Annotated in this window: 17 protein-coding genes; 12 read left to right on the top strand and 5 right to left on the bottom strand. The window is 46.8% G+C overall.

Annotation, left to right across the window (positions count from 1 at the left end):
- The first annotated feature begins 146 nt into the window (after nt 1-146).
- Nucleotides 147-2,627: an EAL domain-containing protein gene (locus FE296_RS17030; RefSeq protein ID WP_150365759.1), complete on the top strand. Its 2,481-nt coding sequence runs from the start codon at nt 147-149 to the stop codon at nt 2,625-2,627.
- A gap of 139 nt (nt 2,628-2,766) precedes the next feature.
- On the opposite strand, the gene FE296_RS17025 is transcribed toward FE296_RS17030, so the two are convergent.
- Complete coding sequence (locus tag FE296_RS17025; protein ID WP_150365758.1) at nt 2,767-4,203, bottom strand: SpoVR family protein; 1,437 nt, start codon at nt 4,201-4,203, stop codon at nt 2,767-2,769.
- The gene (gene yhbH, locus FE296_RS17020) at nt 4,200-5,369 is read right to left on the bottom strand and encodes a sporulation protein YhbH (RefSeq protein WP_036609998.1); all 1,170 of its coding nucleotides are present in this window, start codon (nt 5,367-5,369) and stop codon (nt 4,200-4,202) included. The genes FE296_RS17025 and yhbH overlap by 4 nt, the downstream gene beginning before the upstream one ends.
- Nucleotides 5,370-5,677: 308 nt before the next feature.
- Here yhbH and FE296_RS17015 point away from each other — a divergent pair, with 308 nt between their 5' ends.
- The 9 genes from FE296_RS17015 to FE296_RS16975 all read left to right on the top strand — a co-directional run bounded on the left by FE296_RS17015 (nt 5,678) and on the right by FE296_RS16975 (nt 15,672).
- Entirely contained in the window at nt 5,678-7,012 is a 1,335-nt protein-coding gene (locus FE296_RS17015) for an MFS transporter (protein WP_150365757.1), read from the top strand.
- Nucleotides 7,013-7,436: 424 nt separating this feature from the next.
- Nucleotides 7,437-8,705, top strand: coding sequence for a sulfotransferase family protein (locus tag FE296_RS17010; RefSeq protein WP_150365756.1), 1,269 nt, complete (start codon nt 7,437-7,439; stop codon nt 8,703-8,705).
- The gene (locus FE296_RS17005) at nt 8,702-10,633 is read left to right on the top strand and encodes an asparagine synthase-related protein (protein WP_124113737.1); all 1,932 of its coding nucleotides are present in this window, start codon (nt 8,702-8,704) and stop codon (nt 10,631-10,633) included. Before FE296_RS17010 ends, FE296_RS17005 begins: the two co-directional genes overlap by 4 nt.
- A gap of 29 nt (nt 10,634-10,662) precedes the next feature.
- A complete protein-coding gene (locus FE296_RS17000; RefSeq protein ID WP_174806426.1) occupies nt 10,663-10,800 on the top strand; it encodes a paeninodin family lasso peptide in 138 nt (45 codons plus the stop codon).
- Between the two features lie 138 nt (nt 10,801-10,938).
- Nucleotides 10,939-11,886 (top strand): aldolase, encoded by a 948-nt coding sequence (locus FE296_RS16995; protein ID WP_150365755.1) that lies wholly within the window; start codon nt 10,939-10,941, stop codon nt 11,884-11,886.
- Nucleotides 11,883-12,182, top strand: coding sequence for a lasso peptide biosynthesis PqqD family chaperone (locus FE296_RS16990; protein ID WP_017689560.1), 300 nt, complete (start codon nt 11,883-11,885; stop codon nt 12,180-12,182). Before FE296_RS16995 ends, FE296_RS16990 begins: the two co-directional genes overlap by 4 nt.
- A 4-nt stretch (nt 12,183-12,186) precedes the next feature.
- Nucleotides 12,187-12,669, top strand: coding sequence for a lasso peptide biosynthesis B2 protein (locus FE296_RS16985; protein ID WP_124113739.1), 483 nt, complete (start codon nt 12,187-12,189; stop codon nt 12,667-12,669).
- 52 nt (nt 12,670-12,721) lie between these two features.
- Nucleotides 12,722-13,855: a nucleotidyltransferase domain-containing protein gene (locus FE296_RS16980; protein ID WP_223868916.1), complete on the top strand. Its 1,134-nt coding sequence runs from the start codon at nt 12,722-12,724 to the stop codon at nt 13,853-13,855.
- A complete protein-coding gene (locus tag FE296_RS16975; RefSeq protein ID WP_190945307.1) occupies nt 13,855-15,672 on the top strand; it encodes an ABC transporter ATP-binding protein in 1,818 nt (605 codons plus the stop codon). The genes FE296_RS16980 and FE296_RS16975 overlap by 1 nt, the downstream gene beginning before the upstream one ends.
- Before the next feature lie 165 nt (nt 15,673-15,837).
- On the opposite strand, the gene cysC is transcribed toward FE296_RS16975, so the two are convergent.
- Nucleotides 15,838-16,476 (bottom strand): adenylyl-sulfate kinase, encoded by a 639-nt coding sequence (gene cysC, locus FE296_RS16970; protein ID WP_124113742.1) that lies wholly within the window; start codon nt 16,474-16,476, stop codon nt 15,838-15,840.
- A 207-nt stretch (nt 16,477-16,683) separates the two neighbouring features.
- Between cysC and FE296_RS16965 the strand changes: the two genes are divergently transcribed.
- On the top strand, nt 16,684-17,094 hold the full coding sequence (locus tag FE296_RS16965) for a hypothetical protein (protein WP_150365752.1): 411 nt from the start codon (nt 16,684-16,686) through the stop codon (nt 17,092-17,094).
- Between the two features lie 96 nt (nt 17,095-17,190).
- The gene (pdaA, locus tag FE296_RS16960) at nt 17,191-17,970 is read left to right on the top strand and encodes a delta-lactam-biosynthetic de-N-acetylase (RefSeq protein WP_124113744.1); all 780 of its coding nucleotides are present in this window, start codon (nt 17,191-17,193) and stop codon (nt 17,968-17,970) included.
- Between the two features lie 194 nt (nt 17,971-18,164).
- On the opposite strand, the gene FE296_RS16955 is transcribed toward pdaA, so the two are convergent.
- The gene (locus tag FE296_RS16955) at nt 18,165-19,013 is read right to left on the bottom strand and encodes a DegV family protein (RefSeq protein WP_124113745.1); all 849 of its coding nucleotides are present in this window, start codon (nt 19,011-19,013) and stop codon (nt 18,165-18,167) included.
- A gap of 105 nt (nt 19,014-19,118) precedes the next feature.
- Nucleotides 19,119-19,589: a hypothetical protein gene (locus FE296_RS16950; RefSeq protein ID WP_124113746.1), complete on the bottom strand. Its 471-nt coding sequence runs from the start codon at nt 19,587-19,589 to the stop codon at nt 19,119-19,121.
- Nucleotides 19,590-19,639 lie beyond the last annotated feature (50 nt).

The following is a 19,639-nucleotide window of genomic DNA, read 5'->3' as shown; positions in this document are numbered from 1 at the left end:
CCAATGTATGACAACGGCTTCAACTAAGTCTGTGGTCACGAGTCAAATGATGCGGAGGGAGTGCCTGTCATCCAGACAGCGCACTCGCTTCTTTTTTACATTTTTGCATACATATAAGGCATTTCCCGGTCGAAAGGACAGAGTGAGTGGAGCACCTACATGGCACGTACAACTTAGAACTTGTTATTTTATCCTATATTATTGCATCGTTAGCTTCATACGCTGCCCTTGACCTTGCAGGCCGTGTAAGTCAGGCTAACGGGATGGCGCGGAATGTATGGCTTACCTGCGGTGCAGTCTCGATGGGGCTGGGAATCTGGTCCATGCATTTCGTAGGTATGCTGGCTTTTGTTCTGCCTACGCAAGTCTCCTATTCCACCGGTAAGGTTGTTTTATCTGTCCTACTTGCTATTGTCGCATCTGGGGTGGCCTTGAACATTGTGGGTAGACAATCGGGCAGGATAAGCAAGCTCATGATTGCTGGAGTACTGATGACAGCGGGGATCAGCTCGATGCATTATGTGGGAATGGCAGCGATGTCAACTCCGGTTACGTATGAACCAGGCAGAGTGGTGTTATCCATTCTGATTGCAGCGCTTGCTTCATTTGCGGCATTGTGGCTCATGTTTTTCTTCCAGTATCATCAATCAAGACATACATGGGTTTACAAGATGGGCAGCGGTCTCATTATGGGTGTTGGAATCTCTGGCATGCATTATACCGGGATGTCAGCCGCACATTTCCATCATTCACATGGCACGATGGTAAGTTCAGGTATGCAGATTGAGCCAGGCATTCTCGCCTACTTGATCGCATCGGGCACATTTATTGCTTTGGGCTTGACGTTGTTTGGCATATTTATCAATCAGCGAATGTCACAGAAAGATCGACGGATTCATGAGAATGAGCAATGGTATCAGGCCCTGTATCATAACCATTCGGATGCCATTATTTCAGTGGACAAGGAAGGTATTGTCAAAGGCATTAATGCTGCGGTAACAACAATCACCGGTTATCCTGAAACAAGGGTCATGGATCGCTCCATTGATGAAATTGTTCAGCAGATCGATATAGAATGGATCAGTGAATTCGATTCAATCGATTGGGATGATCATAAGCTGGAGCAGGCGCATTATATGGCTAAGATGAGAGATATACAGGGTGAACTTCTGGATCTTAGTATTGTTGTGGTTCCTGTAGTCATTGATGGTAACCATGTGGGAAGCCACATTTTGATCAAGGATATTACGGAGGAGAAACAGGCTCAGGAGAAGATTCGTCACCAAGCTTTGCATGATCCGTTGACGGGGTTGCCCAATCGGCGCAAGTTGGATGATGTGCTGGCTTGTACGATTAACGATTCAGCGGAAAAAGGGAATTCTTTTGCGGTTATGGTGATGGATATAGATCGGTTCAAGATGATTAATGACTCGCTGGGACATTCCATTGGAGATGTATTTCTAAGAGAAGTCAGCAACCGGATCATGAAAGCCATAGAATCTTCGGATCCCTTAGCTATGGAGAATGTCATGCTGGCCCGGATGGGCGGGGACGAGTTCACACTCGTTGTGACCCAGGATCAAGCGACAGAAGTAAGAGTGGCAGAACTTGCAAAACAGATTGTTGAAGCCATTCAGTTACCTTATCGACTGAAGGAGAATGACTTTTACGTAACCGCCAGCATTGGAATTGCGATGTACCCGGATCATGGAGTGGGCGTGGATGCTTTGCTGAAACATGCGGACTCCGCCATGTATGAAGTGAAGAAAAACGGCAAAAATGGTTTCCAATTCTACACTGCCCAACTGGATTCGGAACTATATGAACGCATTGAGCTGGAAGGTTACCTGCGTAAAGCTTTGGAACGCGATGAGATGGTCCTGTACTATCAACCACAGATTCGAACCGAGGATAGCCGCATGATTGGTGTGGAGGCTCTTATACGTTGGAACCATCCACTCAAAGGTCTGCTCGCACCCAACGTGTTTATCCCGCTTGCAGAAGAGACAGGCATGATCTATGAGATTGGCAATTGGACACTGCGGGAAGCATGCAGGCAGATGAAACTCTGGCATGCCAGTGGCGGACCACTTATTCCGGTATCGGTTAACTTGTCCAGCCAGCAGTTCCATCAATCCAACTTGGTAGAACAGGTCAAGTATGCACTCTTGGAGACAGGGTTGGATGCTCGATATCTGGAGCTGGAAATAACAGAGAGCATGATGATGGATGCAGCCGTATCCACGGCGATTCTTAATGAACTGACAGCACTGGGTGTCAAGATCAGCCTGGATGATTTCGGTACGGGATACAGCTCACTCAGTTATCTGAAGCATTTCCCGATTCACAAGCTCAAGATTGATCGTTCGTTTGTGACGGACATTACAGAGAGTCACAGCGATCAGGCAATTGTAGCGACCATTATATCGATGGCACAGAATCTCAAGATGGAAGTCATTGCGGAAGGCATTGAGACGAAAGGCCAACTGGATATTCTGATGCAGAATGATTGCCGGGAGATTCAGGGATATTATTTCAGTCGTCCACTGCCGGCAAGTGAAGTGGAGCATGATTTTTTTGTGCCGCTGCGATTGCAGGGTAATGGTACACGGCCGGCACCATCCTAATTTTATGTATGCCAAGCGGCAAGTTCCCGTGTAAGTCGGGAACTTGCCGCTTTTTTATGTCTTATCTTTTATTAATCATTGAACTCATCCATGATAAGAGCATTTCTTTTTTCGTTTCCAACAACGATAATCGAAAACCTTACATAAACTTGCGGTGGTGTTTTTTGCCATCATACGTAAACCAGATCGGTTTATCCTCGACACGTGTCTCCACATGTACCGTACGCCCCCAGAGGCGATACAGATAAGGCATGGTGCGTTCCATATATTTCAGGTCCAACTCAATGCCTTCATATTGATGTTTCAGCACGAGTTCCCCTGTCCGCAGATAATCAGCATCTTGCACGACCAGATAAGGGGAGCCCCCGTTGACACGTGAAAATACGAGCTGATCCCGTATGTTCTCCCAGGACTTGTCGGTGATTTTCCAGTCCGGGCCTTTTTTCTCAAATACGTAGAGGTCCAGATCCTCGGTTAATTGTTTGGTCATGTAGTTGCGGATAAAGGAGGTATCGGAATCGAATTCACGCACCTCGAACATTTTGGCACGACCTTGCCCCGGTTTGCGGGCCCAACGTTCCTGTTCTTCACGGGTTGGGTTATCCCAGCGCCGTTCAATATCCTCGAAAATCTTCAGTCCCAAATAATACGGATTCAGACTTTGTTTGGATGGCTGCACCACGGAGGAGTTGAGCTTCGCAAATTCGATCGTATCCTCACTGTTCAGATCGAGCTCACGGATAATGCGTTGATGCCAGTAGGATGCCCAGCCTTCATTCATGATTTTGGTTTCCATCTGTGGCCAGAAATATAACATCTCTTCACGCATCATACTCATGATATCCCGCTGCCAGTCGGTCAACACTTCGGAGAATTCCTGAATAAACCACATGACATCCTTCTCCGGTTCAGGCGGAAAATGATGGACCTGAATACCTTCGGCGGGTGCTTCTTCGGTCTGCACGTCATCAAGTGACCATAGATCATCATAGCGACCTTCCGGCCGTGGTTTTTTCTCACCGCGCTGCTCCCGCATTTTCATCTCCATGTAGCGTTGTTTGTCCAAATGGCGGGGTTTAATCAACTGTGGGTCCACATGTTCCTGAATCGCGATCACGGCATCGATAAATGTTTCAACCGCTTCCGTTCCGTACTCCATCTCATAATTGCTGATCCGATCCGCCGTAGCAGCCATGCTTTCGACCATATTACGGTTGGATTTGGAGAAGCGGGCATTGTTTTTGAAAAAATCGCAGTGTGCCAGGACGTGGGCTACGATCAATTTGTTCTGAATCAGGGAATTTCCATCCAGCAGGAAGGCATAACAAGGGTTGGAATTGATGACAAGCTCATAAATTTTGCTGAGCCCAAAATCGTACTGCATTTTCATCTTATGAAATGTTTTACCAAAGCTCCAGTGACTGAATCTGGTAGGCATGCCGTAGGCTCCAAATGTATAAATAATATCCGATGGGCAGATTTCGTACCGCATGGGGTAATAATCCAGACCAAAACCATTGGCAATCTCCATAATCTCGGCAATAGCGTATTCTAGGTCGCGAATCTCATCTGTCATCTAACGCTGCCTCCTTCCCGTTTCTGGAAAAAGCTGCGCAAAGCTTTGTACACTTCGCCTTTTTCTTTGATCACATAATACATGAACTGATCCATTTTGATATGACGATAAGCCGACATCAGTGTGCTGCTGCGGTTGTACTGATTCACTTCTCCGTATCCAAACATATTGCTACGCTTCATTAACTCCCCGATCAGCTTCACACACCGTTCGTTATCCGAGGTCAGATTATCCCCGTCAGAGAAATGGAAAGGGTAGATGTTGTAACTTGAAGGAGGATAACGGCTGTCAATAATATCCAGTGCCTTCATATATACAGATGAGCAGATGGTGCCTCCGCTCTCGCCACGGGTAAAGAATTCTTCTTCGGTAACTTCCTTGGCTTCTGTATGATGGGCGAGGAAAACAATCTCAACTTTCTCATACTGACGGCGTAGAAAACGGGTCATCCAGAAGAAAAAGCTGCGCGCGCAGTATTTCTCAAAAGAACCCATGGACCCGGATGTATCCATCATGGCAATAATAACGGCATTGGATTGTGGAATGATTTTGTCTTCCCATGTCTTGTAGCGCAGGTCATCCGGACTGATGTGATGGATACCTGGCGTACCGGTCGTTGCATTGCGACGCAGATTCTCCAGAATGGTACGTTTCTTGTCAATATTGGACTGCATGCCTTTTTTGCGAATATCGTTGAAAACTACCGTATGTGTCTCAATCAGGTCTTTGTCTTTCTGCTTCAGATCGGGTAATTCCAGCTCAGCGAAGAGCATATCTTCCAATTCCTCAATACTCACTTCGGCTTCCACAATATCATGACCAGGCTGATCGCCAGCTTTTTCGCCTTTGCCGGGTTTCTGCGAAGCAGAGGGATCACGACCGATGACGTCTCCGACCTGACTGTCACCGTCTCCTTGACCGACATGTTTTTGCTTCTGGTAGTTATACACAAAACGGTACTCATCCAGACTGCGGATTGGTACCTTGATGATTTGTTTTCCATCAGACATGATGATGTTTTCTTCCGTAATCAGATCAGGCAGATTCTGTTTGATGACATCTTTCACCTTTTGCTGATGGCGTTGTTGGTCCTGGTACCCTTTGCGGTGAAGCGACCAATCTTCCTTCGACACGACGAACGAGTAAGGCTGGTGTGAATTTGACATGTAGGCACCCCCCATTGATTACGCGGCACAGTTTGGCCTGTCGGTAATTAAGTATATTCACGGGCGAGGACGATATGTGATGAGAGTGGATATAAAATGATACAATTACGCAAGTTCACCTCAGAGGTAAGGTGAGTCGCAAGAACAGAATTGCTCCATTTTTTACAGAAACAGTGAACAAGTGTGATATCCTTCCTATACAATAGGAGAAAGAGACCGATCTGGCATCTAATAGCGGTTGTTTAAAAAGTCACTTAGACTTGTTGAACTCGCACTAATATAGAGATGCATGTAAAGGAAGGATTCATGTGAATAAAAAGGCGATCAAGGCTTGGATTATGTATGATTGGGCCAATTCGGCTTATGCAACAACTGTGCTGGCCGCAGTACTGCCTGTATTCTATGCTTCGGTGGCTGCAGCAACGCTGGATACGGATACCGCCGCCTCCTACCTGGCCTATACACACTCCATTGGCATGTTGTGCGTAGCTCTGCTAACACCGTTGTTAGGCACGCTGGCTGATTTGTCAGGACGGAAAGGCGACTTCCTGCGTGTATTTGCAATTATAGGCATCCTTGCTACATTGGGATTCAGCACAATCGGTGAAGGGGACTGGTTCCTTGCTTCCGCGTTGCTGGTCATATCTACGATTGGTTTTGCGGGTGGGAACACCTTTTACGATGCGATGCTGCCGGATCTGGTACCCGTGGAACGAAGGGACATGATATCCTCCAAAGGTTATGCCTATGGTTATATTGGCGGAGGTTTGCTGTTTGCGGTGAACCTGCTGATGATTCAGCAACCGGGCTGGTTCGGGATGAGCAGTACACTGGCAGGCACAAGACTTGCGTTTATCTCTGTCTCGTTGTGGTGGTTGCTGTTCTCGATACCGATCTTTCGCCATGCTCCGAGACGGCCTGCATCACCGGATCTGCCCGGAACATGGACAGGGTATGCTGCGGTGGGCGTGCGCAGACTGCGCCAAACCTTTCGTCAGATGCGGCGTTTTCCCCAGTTAATCCGCATGCTGGTGGCTTTCTGGTTTTTTAATGACGGCATTAATACCATCATTCTAATGGCTACAATCTATGGGACAAGTATAGGCATAGGCACAGCCGACCTGATGCTCGCGTTACTGTTAACCCAGTTCATCGGTTTCCCATGCACTTTGTTACTGGGAGCGTGGGCACAGCGTTGGGGAGCAAAGCAGGTATTAATCGTTAGCTTATCCGTATATATATGTATCGTGATTCTGGGTTATTTTATGACACAAGCGATTCACTTCTATGTGCTCGCCGGGTTGGTTGGAGTCGTGCAGGGTGTGAGTCAATCCACAGCTCGTTCTCTGTTTAGCAATCTGATGCCAGCTGGCAGAACTGGAGAGTATTTTGGTTTTGTGAATATTACAGGCAAATTCTCTTCAATTTTCGGTCCATTTGTGTTTGGTTATGTTGGGCAGATCACGGGTTCCACGCGTTGGGGTATTCTGTCGCTCATCTTCTTTTTCGTCGCGGGCATTGCTGTATTGTTAACCGTGAAGGCACAGAAGGGGATGCAGGATGCTACACTGGCAGATCAGGAAGAAGAGAGAAATAGGAGTGTCGGAGCTCCTGGAAAAAGTTCAACTGTAAAATTCACCTGATGATTGTCCAACGGTTTTTATAGTAAGCACCTCAACGGATTACGTGTATGGCTTCAGGCATTGTTCCTCATAGAACATGTCCGGAGCTTATTCGCGTTTGTGCAATCAGAAGATAATTGATCATGAATAAGTGCTTAAACGACAGACAGCAGAATACAGTGAAAGAGTAGAATTTATGAAAAGGTGAAAATAAAAGATTGACATGATACATTTTGTATCATAGAGTAAAACTATAAATACATATTGTATCCGAGAGTTGTCGAATGTAACCATGTGTTTTGCTTCATTCCCTGGTGAACACCCGACGGAATATTGCAAAACGCTGACCTATAGCGTGCATAATACTCGTTTTGCCAAACACAAAGGTAGAGTCTGGTCTATCCCAGCTACATATTTATACTAATGAACAGAGGAGAGGCTGCCATTGATCGATACTCAAGGTAACGGACTTGTTTTCTTACTATGTGTTCCCCGCAGTGGTAGTTCCTTATCCACCGTAATGCTGCAAAATCATAGTCGTATATTTGCCACCCAGGAAATGTGGTTTCTGATGAATCTTGTCGATTTGAACAAGGCTGATTCACGTGCATATGGTGGCAGCTCCATCATTCGTCAGTTCTACAATGCCATGGTATCCGAGGATGTCTTTGAAAAGGCGTGCAGGAGTTTTGCTCTTGAGATCTATAATGGATTCCTGGAAGGGAGCGGAGCAGACTTCATCGTTGATAAATCTCCACGATACTATTACATGCTGGAATGGCTGGATCGTCTGTTCCCTCAGTCCAAGCGCATTCATCTCCAGCGTAATCCTCTGGCCATAGCAGCATCATTCAAAAAGGTAAACCGCCACACTGGAGAAGGATTCGACCTGACTCATAGTCTGCAGAGCTCCAAATTAAATATGAAATCTGTAGATCTTACACTGGGTATGCTCCGCTTGAATGAGTATTTTGCCGAACCACATTCCAATGCATATGAATTGCAATATGAACGATTGGTTTCCAATCCTCAGGAAGAACTTGAGAAACTATGCGCGTTTCTGGGAATTCGATATGAACAGGGTATGGAGCAGTATGGACAGTTTCTGGACAGTGCCAAGTCTGACATGTTCTACAGTATGGGCGTGGGTGATCCATTCCTCTCTTCGCATCAAAAGGCACATCAGGGTTCTGTTAACAACTGGAAAAACATATTAGAACCGCATGAAGTTGAACTGTATTGCCGTGTGATGGGGGCAGATCTGTTCCATCGGATGGGATACAGTGAACAGCTGGCAGAAGCCGAACAATGGACGGGTGTACATTATGATGCAAGTCCGGATCAAGAGGTCATTGATCGAATCACGCATCAGTTGACAGCAGCGACCGGTTGCCAGTGGCAACCGCAATACCGAATGCAGCCAGCAGATTCTGTCGTTCATGATCCACTTGGGAATCTTAATGATCGAGTTGTCGAGGAACCGGAAAAAACAGACCCGACGCTAGCTGCACTGGTAACGATCAGACAGCTGCAAGCCGCACTACGGGCAGCAGATCATCGTCTGGAACGGGGTTACAGTGAGCGAGAACGCTTGAAAGTCCAGCTGGCTTCTGCTCAAAGCAAAATACAGCGTATCAAATCATGGGTACCATTTGGTCACCAGATCAGCGCCTGGGCTTCACAGCGCAAGATTCTACGGGGAGGCAAGTCATGAGCGCCATAGCAGGAATTGTACACAACGATGGTCAGCAGGCGCTATGGGAAGACAGCTGGCGTCTGTACGCAAGCCTGGGGCATGTCCCTGCGGATACAACAGGGGTGTGGAAAGGCAACGAGGCGTTCCTCAGCTGTCATGCCCAATGGATTACACCGGAATCGGTTAGCGAGAAGTTGCCTTTATATGATGAGGAAAGTGGTCTGACCATCACGGCAGATGCCATTCTGGATAACCGGGATCAACTGGCAGATCAATTACAGATATCCAGAGCTGAACTGGCGATGTTATCGGATAGTGAATTGATCCTGCGTGCCTATCAGCGCTGGGGAGACGATGTGGCTGTTCGATTGCTGGGGGATTTTGTATTCGCGATATGGGATGAGCGGAATCGAAAACTGTATGCAGCGAGAGACATTACAGGCATGAGAGCTTTTTATTACCGACATGATGGTTCACGTTTTGCTTTTTGCACACTCATGAATCCGTTGCTTGGGCTTGAAGGGGTACATAAAGAACTTGATGAGACTTGGCTGTCCGAATTCCTTGCCATTCCTGACATGCATGATTCAGCAGATATCAACTCGACCGTGTATCGGGGAATAAGCCAGCTACCTTCTGCACATACACTTGTCTTCCGGGACGGGAGACTGGAGCTGAAGCAATATCATCGCTGGAATGAAGTGGAACCTCTAAGGCTGAAATCCGATGGTGAGTATGTAGAAGCGTTTCGAGAGGTCTTTGGGCAGGCGGTTGGATCGCGACTGCGAACGCACAGGCAGGTGGCTGCTGCTTTAAGTGGCGGACTGGACTCGGGAGCCGTGGTGGGTTTTGCTTCCGGTACACTGAGAAGTCAGGGTAAACGGCTGCAGGCCTATAGTTATGTTCCCGTACCGGATTTCACAGATTATACGTCGAAAACGTTGCTTGCAGACGAACGGCCCTTCATACGTTCAACCATTAATCATGTCGGCAATATCACAGAGAACTACCTTGATTTTGAAGGCAGAAGTCCACTCAGTGAAGTAGATACCTGGCTCGACATTATGGAAATGCCCTATAAATACTTTGAAAATTCATTCTGGATTCGCGGATTCTATGAGAAAGCGAGCCAGCAAGATGCAGGCATCCTGCTCACAGGCGCACGTGGTAATTTCACCATCTCCTGGGGGCCGGCTCTGGATTATTACGCCAGTCTACTGAAAAGTGGTCGGTGGTACCGCTGGTTCCGTGAGATGCAGCAGTATAGTGAACGAACGGGCATGCCCTTCTCCCGTATAGCCAAGATCACCGGGAAAAAGGCATATCCGGAATGGTTCAAGGCCCAGTCCAAAGGAGCAAGCCAGGCCGCGTCCGTGCAGTTGATCCATCCTGATTTTGCTCAAAGAACAGGTGTACTGGAAAGGCTCAAATCCATTATTGTTCTGCAGGGCGGGGCCCAGGCTGATGCACTCAAAGTACGTGCCGAGAAATTCAATAACCTGGCCATTGCGAACAAAAACGGTGCTGTAGCTACAAAATGTTCTCTGCGTTACCGCGCTTGGGAACGTGATCCGACAAGTGATGCCAGAGTCATCCGGTTCTGTCTGTCCGTTCCGATTGAACAATATGTGAAACAAGGGACGGATCGTTCATTGATTCGCCGGGCTACTTCACCGGAGTTGCCTGACAAGGTCAGACTGAATCAACGGGTACGTGGTGTGCAACCTGCAGATTGGTTACATCGCATCATTCCGAATTGGGATGCCTTTACGGCTGAGTTACGTGCTTTGTGTTCTGACAGCAAGGTTGCTGGCATATTAAACACGGAGCGTATCAAGTCTGCCCTGGCCAATTTTCCGAGTCCAAGACCTGAACTTGCTTCGCATCCAGATCTGCGATTGATGATGCATAGTCTGATCGTCTATCGGTTCATTCGAAAATTCTGAATGAGGGCACATGAAAGGAGGTGAATACGATGCAAATGGAAAAAAAGGAATGGCAAGCACCAGCTCTTGAAGTGTTGGAAGTCAATCAAACAATGGCCGGTACTGGCTACAGACAAATTGACTGGATCACGGTTCACGATGCGGATCTGTACGATCCAACTTCCTAAGTTATTTAGTTCCAAAACGTGTCATCATACTTAAAGGGCGGAAATGCAACAAATCCAGCTTTTCGCCTCCGCCCTTATATTGAGCAACATGAATATAAGGGCTTTTTTTACATTTTATTACGAAGGAGGCGTCGTTCATTGTTACCTGTGCATTATGTGGCGTATGGTCTGCGCTGGTCGAGCCAAATTCGAATGCCTGAACTACAGATTGCACCCAAGGATGCGGAGACTGATTTTGATGGCGTGGATGTGCACATCGAGTCTTCAGATCTGACCCCATTGTGGGAGGATTGGGATGTAGGCAACGACAACTTTGTGGCACGGGATGGCAGCCTTTTTTTCAAAATCGAAGATGCAGGCCTGTTTCTAATGGAGCATGGAAAGCGTATCATTGTATCCCCTCAGCCTGGAGCGGACGAGAAAAAGGTCAGATTATTCATCCTGGGCACATGTATGGCTGTCATTATGATGCAGCGTGGTATTCTTCCATTGCATGGCAGTGCTGTGGTTATTGATGGCTGGGCTTACGCATTTGTCGGACATTCGGGGGCAGGAAAATCGACGTTGTCGGCTGCACTGGCATCACGCGGGTATCCGCTTCTCACCGATGATGTTGTAGCACTGACCTGGGATGCCGGGGGAAGAGCCATCGTATCACCTGGTTATCCGCAGCAGAAATTGTGGCAGCCCAGTCTGGATGGTTTCGGCATGAAGGAACAGGATTATGCAACGGTTCACGCAGAGATTACAAAGTATGCGATACCTGTTCAGCACTATTTTCATGAGATGGCCGTACCACTTGGTGGAATATTCGAACTTGCTCCCCAACCGGAGGAAAACCATACATCTGTTCAACTGGTTGAAGTGACGGGGCTAGAACGACTGCATCTGTTATGCTCTCATACGTTCCGTGGTGGACTCGTTGCAAGACAGGGGCTGGCACAATGGTTGTTTGAGACGGCTTCAAGGCTTTCAGCAAGTGTGGAGATTGGCAGATTGGTCAGAACGGGTGCTGAGTTTACAGCATTTGAGATGGTGGATCGGATCACAGATCATATACGTAAAGGAGTGCATACAGGACAATGACAGCGACTACGCCGATGAATGTGGAAGACCGGGTAACCCGGAAGGAAGGCAATCTGGTCAGTGATATGGGCAGTGAGAAAGTCATGATGAGCATTAGCTCTGGAAAATACTACAATCTGGGGAGTACCGGTGGACGAATCTGGGACCTGATCGCAGAAGAACGCACGCTGGGTGAAGTTGTTGAGGTACTTGCTGCGGAGTACGAGATTGAGCCAGATGTATGTCGTGAGCAGGTGGTGCAATTCCTGGAACATCTGTCCCGTGAAGGTTTAATCGACGTTACTCGCGGAGTGTAGAATCATGTTGCGAAAAATAAAGGCTTATCTCTCGCTCCCGCGGTCAATGCGTCGACTGGTATGGGAGGCCTATATCCTCCTTGGCTGGGCACGCATACAGAAGGCTATGCCATTTGCCAAAATCGCGCCAGGGCTGGGTACGCCTATGGTAGAAACACCGATGACAGGACTTGATCGCAGCGAGGTCATTGCTATACGGAATATTTCCAAAGCGATTTCGCTCGCCAGCAAATATACGTTATGGGAAAGCCGCTGCCTTGTAATGGCGATTGCCGGGATGAAGATGCTTGAGCGACGTAAGATAGAGAGTACGTTATACATGGGGACTGCACGGAATAAGCAAGGACATATGATGGCTCATGCCTGGCTGCGAAGTGGTAAATTGATCGTGACCGGAGCTGATACTATGGACCAATATACGGTTGTCGGTGTGTTTGGCAAACGGTGTCCGGAGAAGGGATCTGGGGAGATTGTCTATGATACATGAAAGTGAACTCTATTCATCAGGGTTTCCAAAGGAGCTTAAGCTGATTTTGAGCATGATTAGAGGTGATCTGACGGCTCTATCCCCTGAAGAACTCAAGGCGGGTTTGCAAGGAACCGATTGGCAGCTTTTTCTGCGGCTTGTCTATCATCACCGCTTATACTCTGTCCTTTATTTGAAAATGAAAGAATTGAACTCTGCAACCATTCCTGAAGATGTTATGGAGAGTCTGAGACAACAATATACGGTCAATACGTTCCGCATGTTACATCTGACAGCTGAAATGGAGCAGGTGTGTGGAGCTTTTCGTGAACGCGGTATCCGCAATATTACACTAAAGGGACCAGCGCTCGCCCATGATCTCTATGGTGATGTATCGATGCGAACCTCCAAAGACCTGGATATCCTGATTCCGTTCGATGATGTGGAAGCGGCTGAAGGCATTCTGGCTACCCTCGGGTATGTATCCAAGGAAGGGGAGCGGGCACCTACGGTGCGCAGCTGGAAATGGCGGGAACATCATATCTGTTACACCCATCCGGTCAAAAGGACTCAAGTGGAGATCCATTGGCGCCTGAACCCGGATTCGGGCAAAGAAACCGATTTTGAATTGCTGTGGAAACGTAGCCGGTTCAGTTCATACACACAGACACCTGTCCGTATGCTTGAACAAGAAGATCTATGGGCCTATCTCGTAACCCATGGTGCACGACACGGCTGGTTCAGACTGCGCTGGTTACTGGATATCGACCAGATGATCCGCAGCATGCCACTCGATGTGAAGAAAGTAGAGAGACGTCTGAAAGCGGAGGGACGTTTATCGATCGGTTCACAGGCTCTTTATCTGGCTTCGGAGCTGCTGAATACGCCGCTGGATGTAGAGTACAGGTCCTTGATGTCCTTAAGTGACCGTACAGGCAAGCGATTGGCCAGCGAAGGCGCAATGTTCATGAACGACATGCTGGAAAGTCCGGCTGATATGAAGTCTTATCAATCGTATTTGTTTAAACTTCGAAGTACAAAACAGAAATGGTTTTTCTTTATTGAACGTTTATATCCAAGTACATGGGATGTAGATCAATTGCCACTTCCACGTTCTTTGTTTTTTCTATACTTTCCGTTACGTCCGTTTCTCTGGTTCTGGCGGCGCATTAAAAGGTATACGGTGACGGAAAGGGGTAAAGTATGATCTCGGAATTAAGGTATTTCATGCGAAAGTTGCATCATGTCACGGGGCCCATTTTATATTGGAATCTGCTAGGGATGATCTGTATCAGTCTCATGGAAGGGATCGGTATCTACATGCTTGTTCCGATGCTGAGTCTGATTGGCGTATTTGAGATGGGCTCCACAGGCTTAAACATTCCCTGGATTGGCGAAGTGTTGAATCGTTTTTCTGATAATAGCCAATTGTTACTCGTATTGTTCACCTTTGTGTTGATTGTCTCCGGACAGGCCTGGATGCAGCGTCTCCAGACGATCCGTAATACTCGAATCCAGCAGCAATTTGTACGAACGCTGCGCATGGAAACCTATGGTGCTATTATTATGGCGCAGTGGTCATTTTTTCTCCAAAAACGAAAATCCGATTTTAACCATATATTAACGACTGAACTTGCACGTGTGAGCCAGGGAACGAGCATTATGCTGCAAATGGCAGCCTCTCTGATCTTTACGGGAATTCAGATCGGTCTTGCTTTTTGGTTATCCGCCAAATTGACGGCACTTGTGCTGGTCTGTGGATTGTTATTATTTATCGTCTTACGAAAATTCGTCAAGCGGGCCAAGCAGATCGGGGACCAGACTTCTGAATTCTCGCAAAGTTATTATAACGGCATTACCGAGCATTTCAACGGCATTAAGGATATTAAGAGCAACATGCTCGAGCGTTCACACATGAACTGGTTTGAGCGCATGTGCAGACAGATAGAACGCAATGTCATTCAATTTAGCCAATTGAACAGTGGGACACAGCTGATTCACCGGATGTCCGCGGCAATCATTATTGCGGCATTCATCTATCTTTCCCTTCGTGTAATGACGGTGCCACCCGCAAGTCTGCTGCTCATCATCCTTATCTTTTCCCGGTTATGGCCAAGGTTTACGGCGATTCAGTCCAATCTGGAGTACATCAGCTCCATGCTGCCTGCATTTCGGGTAGTCAGAGAACTGCAAGCGCAGACGGCGAAAAGTCGTGAGATTAGTGCAGAGATTGCTTCGGCAGGAGACATTGGAACTGATGGGATTCAACCTATGGAACTGAAGGAATCTATCACATGTGAGGATGTCTGCTATCGCTATGAGGGAAGTGATGCTTACTCATTGAGAAATGTGCAAGCTTCGATTCCAGCAAGGGGGATGACCGCAATTGTGGGGAAATCCGGAGCAGGAAAGAGCACGCTGATAGATCTGATTATGGGCCTCGTGAGGCCTGAATCTGGTCGTATTCTGATTGACGGAGTGCCTCTGTCAGAAGAACGATTATTGAGCTGGCGAAGTTCCATCGGATATGTCTCCCAGGACCCATTCCTGTTTCATACGAGTATTCGTGAGAATCTGCGTCTTGTTGATCCAAATGCAAGTGAAGAACAGATGTGGCAGGCTTTGCAATTTTCCTCCTCTGCGTCATTTGTACGGAAGTTGCCTCAGGGTCTGGATACGATCATTGGTGATCGGGGTATACGTCTATCCGGGGGTGAACGTCAGCGATTGGTGCTTGCCCGGGCTATGCTGCGTAATCCTTCTGTATTGGTACTGGATGAAGCAACGAGTGCGCTGGACAGTGAGAATGAACAGTACATTCATGAGGCGTTAGAACGGCTAAAAGGACATGTGACCATTATCGTGATTGCACATCGATTGTCCACGATTCGGACGGCAGATCGTGTAATAGTGCTCGATGAAGGTCGGGTGATTCAAGAAGGCGGGTACCAGCAGTTATCTACAGATCCGGTAGGGACGTTCAGAAAGCTTCTTAATATGCAAGCGGGTGTCGTGGGGCAATAAGTGAGTGAGTGGACATTAGAAGACGTTCAAACGCGATGGTAGAGCGTGTGTATCTTCTTCTCTGTATTCATTTATTGATGGTATAACGAGCAATGGTATCACGTAAAAGAGGCGCGCCACGATGGGCGCGCCTTTCATGTTGGTGGTTCGTATATTGAGCAAGGACTAATGAATAACAGCTGTTTTCGTAGGAAGCGGCAGTTGAAGAGCACCGATCTGCTCCAAATGCTGTACGATCTCTTGCACGGCTTCCTCAATGGACCATTGCTCTGTATCGATAATAAATGAAGGAGATTTTGGTACATCATAGGGGGCGGAAATGCCTGTGAAATGCGGGATGTCACCATTGCGGGCTTTTTTGTATAGACCCTTGGGATCACGACGCTCACATTCTTGAATTGAACAGCGCACATAGATTTCAATGAAATCATCTGGTTCAAATAACTGTCTAACCATCTCCCGATCCTGTTCATGAGGAGAGATAAAAGCCGAAAGTACAAACAACCCGGCATCTACCATTAACTTCGATACTTCTCCAATTCGCCGCAAATTTTCTTGACGATCCCCTGTTGTAAAACCGAGATCACGGTTCAGTCCATGACGTACATTATCCCCGTCTAGAACATAACAGCGTACGCCTTGGTCGTAAAGATACTGCTCCAGGGCAAATGCAAGGGATGACTTTCCTGCACCTGATAACCCGGTGAACCAGATGGCACGACTACGGTGCCCATTATGTTTCTCCCGGTCCTGTCTGTTGATGCTGGATGATTGCCAGGTTATATTGCGCTCTTCCTTCGACATGAGTATCCCGCCTTTTCCCTACCATGATATGTATAATATTTTAACATATTTACAAGATTATAGCACCTTACAGATTTCTTCAAAATAAGCGTGAATCGACAAAATATCGGGTATAGATGTAGTACATACATAAGCATTATGCATATATCCAAGGAGTTTTTTGCATGAAATGATGTAAAATGCTCACATCGCAGGAGGAACAATGTCATGAACGAAAACATACAAAACATAAAAGTTGGATTCAAATGCCCGGATTGCCATCAGGAGGTTCGAGTGGAATTTATAGATGAACAGGTCAGCACAGTTCGTTGTAAAGGTTGTGACAGAGCGTACACCCTTTTGAAGCCAACCATTGGTGATGAAATTCTTCTGGATTGGGAACAGGAGGCGTTATATCACAAGCTGAGAGCAGAACGATCTGAACTGGATAATCACAATATGTCTGCCTTGATTATCAAAGTTATCGAGTTGCTTACATGGCGTGATCGGGGAGATGGACAAACTCGTGCCATACAGACAGTGAGGGAATGGCTTGCCTCCAGTGGCAAACCCCAGACCTTGCTTGAATTGTTCCATCAATCTCCGCCACAACCTGCAAATAAACGTTTTGATCGTTAAGGATTTACATACATTAGCTGTTCCTGTGGCATATTACCTGAAGGTGTTCGTGTGTGCAAACGACTAACCGAATTTTCAGGAACAGGAGCGGATGGAATGAAGCGAATGGTTCTATATATACTGGTGGCACTGTTATCCATCAGTATGGTACCGGCACAGACTGAAGCATCACCGGTTACCGGAGCGTATCACTTTGGCTTCAAAAAAAGTCAAAACGGTCAACTGCCCTCCATTGATCAGGAAGGCTTTAAATCGATCTTACAACATAACGATGCCATTTTCCTGGGGGATACAAAACAAAAGGAATTGTATCTCACGTTTGATAACGGGTATGAGAATGGATTCACACCTGCCATACTGGATGTTTTGCGCACCAAGAAGGTGCCAGCTGCTTTCTTTGTGACAGGTCATTATCTGAAAGATCAGCCTGAGTTGGTCAAACGTATGGCGGCTGAAGGTCATATTGTCGGTAATCATTCATGGAGTCATCCGGATATGACCCGCATCTCCAATGAAAAGCTTAGAGAGGAACTCGAGAAGGTCAAGTCGGAGGTCAATCGGCTGACGGGTCAACAAGCGACCTTTTTACGGCCACCGCGTGGGATCTTTAACAATCGTACGCTTGCAGAGAGTCATGCTCAGGGTTATGTAAATGTGTTCTGGTCTGTTGCTTATAAAGATTGGGATACCAATGTACAGCGTGGCGCACAATATGCTCATCAACAGGTGTTGAAACAACTCCATCCGGGTGCTGTTATTTTGCTTCATTCGGTATCCAAAGATAACACGGAAGCTCTGGGTTCCATCATTGATGAGGCTCGCAAGCAAGGATATGCATTCAAAAGTCTGGATGATCTGCGGACCAAAAGTTATTGATCCATCATCATAATGAGCAATGGACCAAGTGTAGGTCATTCAAAAGTTTAGCAAAAATATTAAAGGGCATCCTGAGCGTTTAAGCTCGGAATGCCCTTTTTAGTTATATCAGTATCCAGTCCAAATATTGGATGTACCCACATACAGATCCAGAAGAAAGGATTGGGTAATACGATACGATGTTGCGTGTAATACTATAAAACAGTGTTATAGATGATTCCAATCGTTTTCGGGCCGCAGTGACTGCATATTACACACCCAGCAGTAGTTAGTTCCACTCGGGCACCCGTCTGTTCCTGTAAAGACTTCTGCAAGTCCAGCGCATCCTCTTCGGCCATGGTGTGCACAACGATCAGCAGGTCTGGATCGATCTGATCCTTCTGGCTAAGTGTATTATTCAGCATTTGTTCCAGCGCTTTCTCCCGTTTACCGCGTACTTTATAAGCAGGTGCCATCTTACCATCCGTTACCCGGATGACAGGGCGAATCTTGAGCAGGCTACCAATCAGGTTCTGCATGCCCGAACAGCGTCCGCCTTTATGCAGATACTCCAGGGTATCGATGACAAATTCGGTGCGTACATTTGGTTTCATCGCCTCAATCAGGTGTGTAATCTGAGTCAGGTTTTGTCCTTTATCGGCAGCATATACAGCTTTCATCACCATCAGCGCAATTCCTGATGAGAGATTCTGTGAGTCAATGACCGATATTCGACCTTCCGGGAATTCGGAACTCGCTAGTCGTGCATTTTGATAGGTAGAAGAAAGTTCAGAAGATAAGCTGATATATAAAATCTCATCCCCTTGATCTATGTAAGGTTGAAATGCCGTTATGAAATCAGCGGGGGAAGGTGCAGCTGTTTTGGGAAGACGCCCATCTTGGCTAACACGTTCATACAGCTGTTCAGGTTTAATCTCAGCACCGTCTTTCAGTGATTCTTCACCGAACACGACATATAAGGGGATGATTCCGATATCGTGCTGCTGGATCCATTCTGGAGCCAGATCACTTGTGCTGTCCGCAAAAATTTTGATTCGTGACATGTCAATCTCCTTTGAAAACAATGATTTTGGCAAATAATATAGATTATACTTATGTGTAAACCCATTCATTTTAATTATAAGGAAACATGACGCTGATGCAAAGCGTTACATCAGCGTCATGCCTACCAAGATAAGTCCAACGAATAACAGAATCATGATCCCATTTAATATGGTTCCGATAATGGCAAAAACTTTCTTTCGATTCTTGAGGACAAGACCAATAATTCCGACGATGCCTCCGGCCAGATTGAGAATCAGGCAGACCAGGATGGCTAATGAAGCCAGAACCACTGCTGGATGCAAGGCTATCTCTTCTGTCTGCAACGGGGTAAGAACTCCTATGGACTCGTTTACAGCCATGGTGGCAATAAAGAATATCAGAATATAACCCAAGATTGCAACCAACCCAATGACGAAGCTGGCGATTCCAGGTCCGGAATGTTTCAGTGGTACCATTGGTTGCCTCTCATGATCTGACGGGTATGCTTCATACCCATTGTTATTGTATGGATCTGCATGGCCAGGATTCTGATCCGTGTTGTTATAACCTGAATTATAGGAATCGCGATTATCCATAATGTTGACTTGCCTCCCTTAATCATCGTACTGAGTGTTATTAACCTAAT

Source organism: Paenibacillus sp. UASWS1643 (genome assembly GCF_008693195.1).
Lineage (GTDB): Bacteria > Bacillota > Bacilli > Paenibacillales > Paenibacillaceae > Paenibacillus > Paenibacillus amylolyticus_B.
Note: the sequence above shows the minus strand (reverse complement) of the source record. Positions and strands in the feature narration are given on the sequence as shown.

What these genes read in the sequence shown, in the direction of transcription:
- FE296_RS17025 (WP_150365758.1), bottom strand. Translation starts at nt 4,203, where the DNA reads ATGACAGATGAGATTCGCGACCTAGAATACGCTATTGCCGAGATTATG.
- pdaA (WP_124113744.1), top strand. Translation starts at nt 17,191, where the DNA reads ATGAAGCGAATGGTTCTATATATACTGGTGGCACTGTTATCCATCAGT.
- FE296_RS17000 (WP_174806426.1), top strand. Translation starts at nt 10,663, where the DNA reads ATGCAAATGGAAAAAAAGGAATGGCAAGCACCAGCTCTTGAAGTGTTG.
- cysC (WP_124113742.1), bottom strand. Translation starts at nt 16,476, where the DNA reads ATGTCGAAGGAAGAGCGCAATATAACCTGGCAATCATCCAGCATCAAC.
- FE296_RS16985 (WP_124113739.1), top strand. Translation starts at nt 12,187, where the DNA reads ATGTTGCGAAAAATAAAGGCTTATCTCTCGCTCCCGCGGTCAATGCGT.
- FE296_RS16950 (WP_124113746.1), bottom strand. Translation starts at nt 19,589, where the DNA reads ATGGATAATCGCGATTCCTATAATTCAGGTTATAACAACACGGATCAG.
- FE296_RS16980 (WP_223868916.1), top strand. Translation starts at nt 12,722, where the DNA reads ATGATTAGAGGTGATCTGACGGCTCTATCCCCTGAAGAACTCAAGGCG.
- FE296_RS16955 (WP_124113745.1), bottom strand. Translation starts at nt 19,013, where the DNA reads ATGTCACGAATCAAAATTTTTGCGGACAGCACAAGTGATCTGGCTCCA.
- FE296_RS16965 (WP_150365752.1), top strand. Translation starts at nt 16,684, where the DNA reads ATGAACGAAAACATACAAAACATAAAAGTTGGATTCAAATGCCCGGAT.
- yhbH (WP_036609998.1), bottom strand. Translation starts at nt 5,369, where the DNA reads ATGTCAAATTCACACCAGCCTTACTCGTTCGTCGTGTCGAAGGAAGAT.
- FE296_RS17005 (WP_124113737.1), top strand. Translation starts at nt 8,702, where the DNA reads ATGAGCGCCATAGCAGGAATTGTACACAACGATGGTCAGCAGGCGCTA.
- FE296_RS16990 (WP_017689560.1), top strand. Translation starts at nt 11,883, where the DNA reads ATGACAGCGACTACGCCGATGAATGTGGAAGACCGGGTAACCCGGAAG.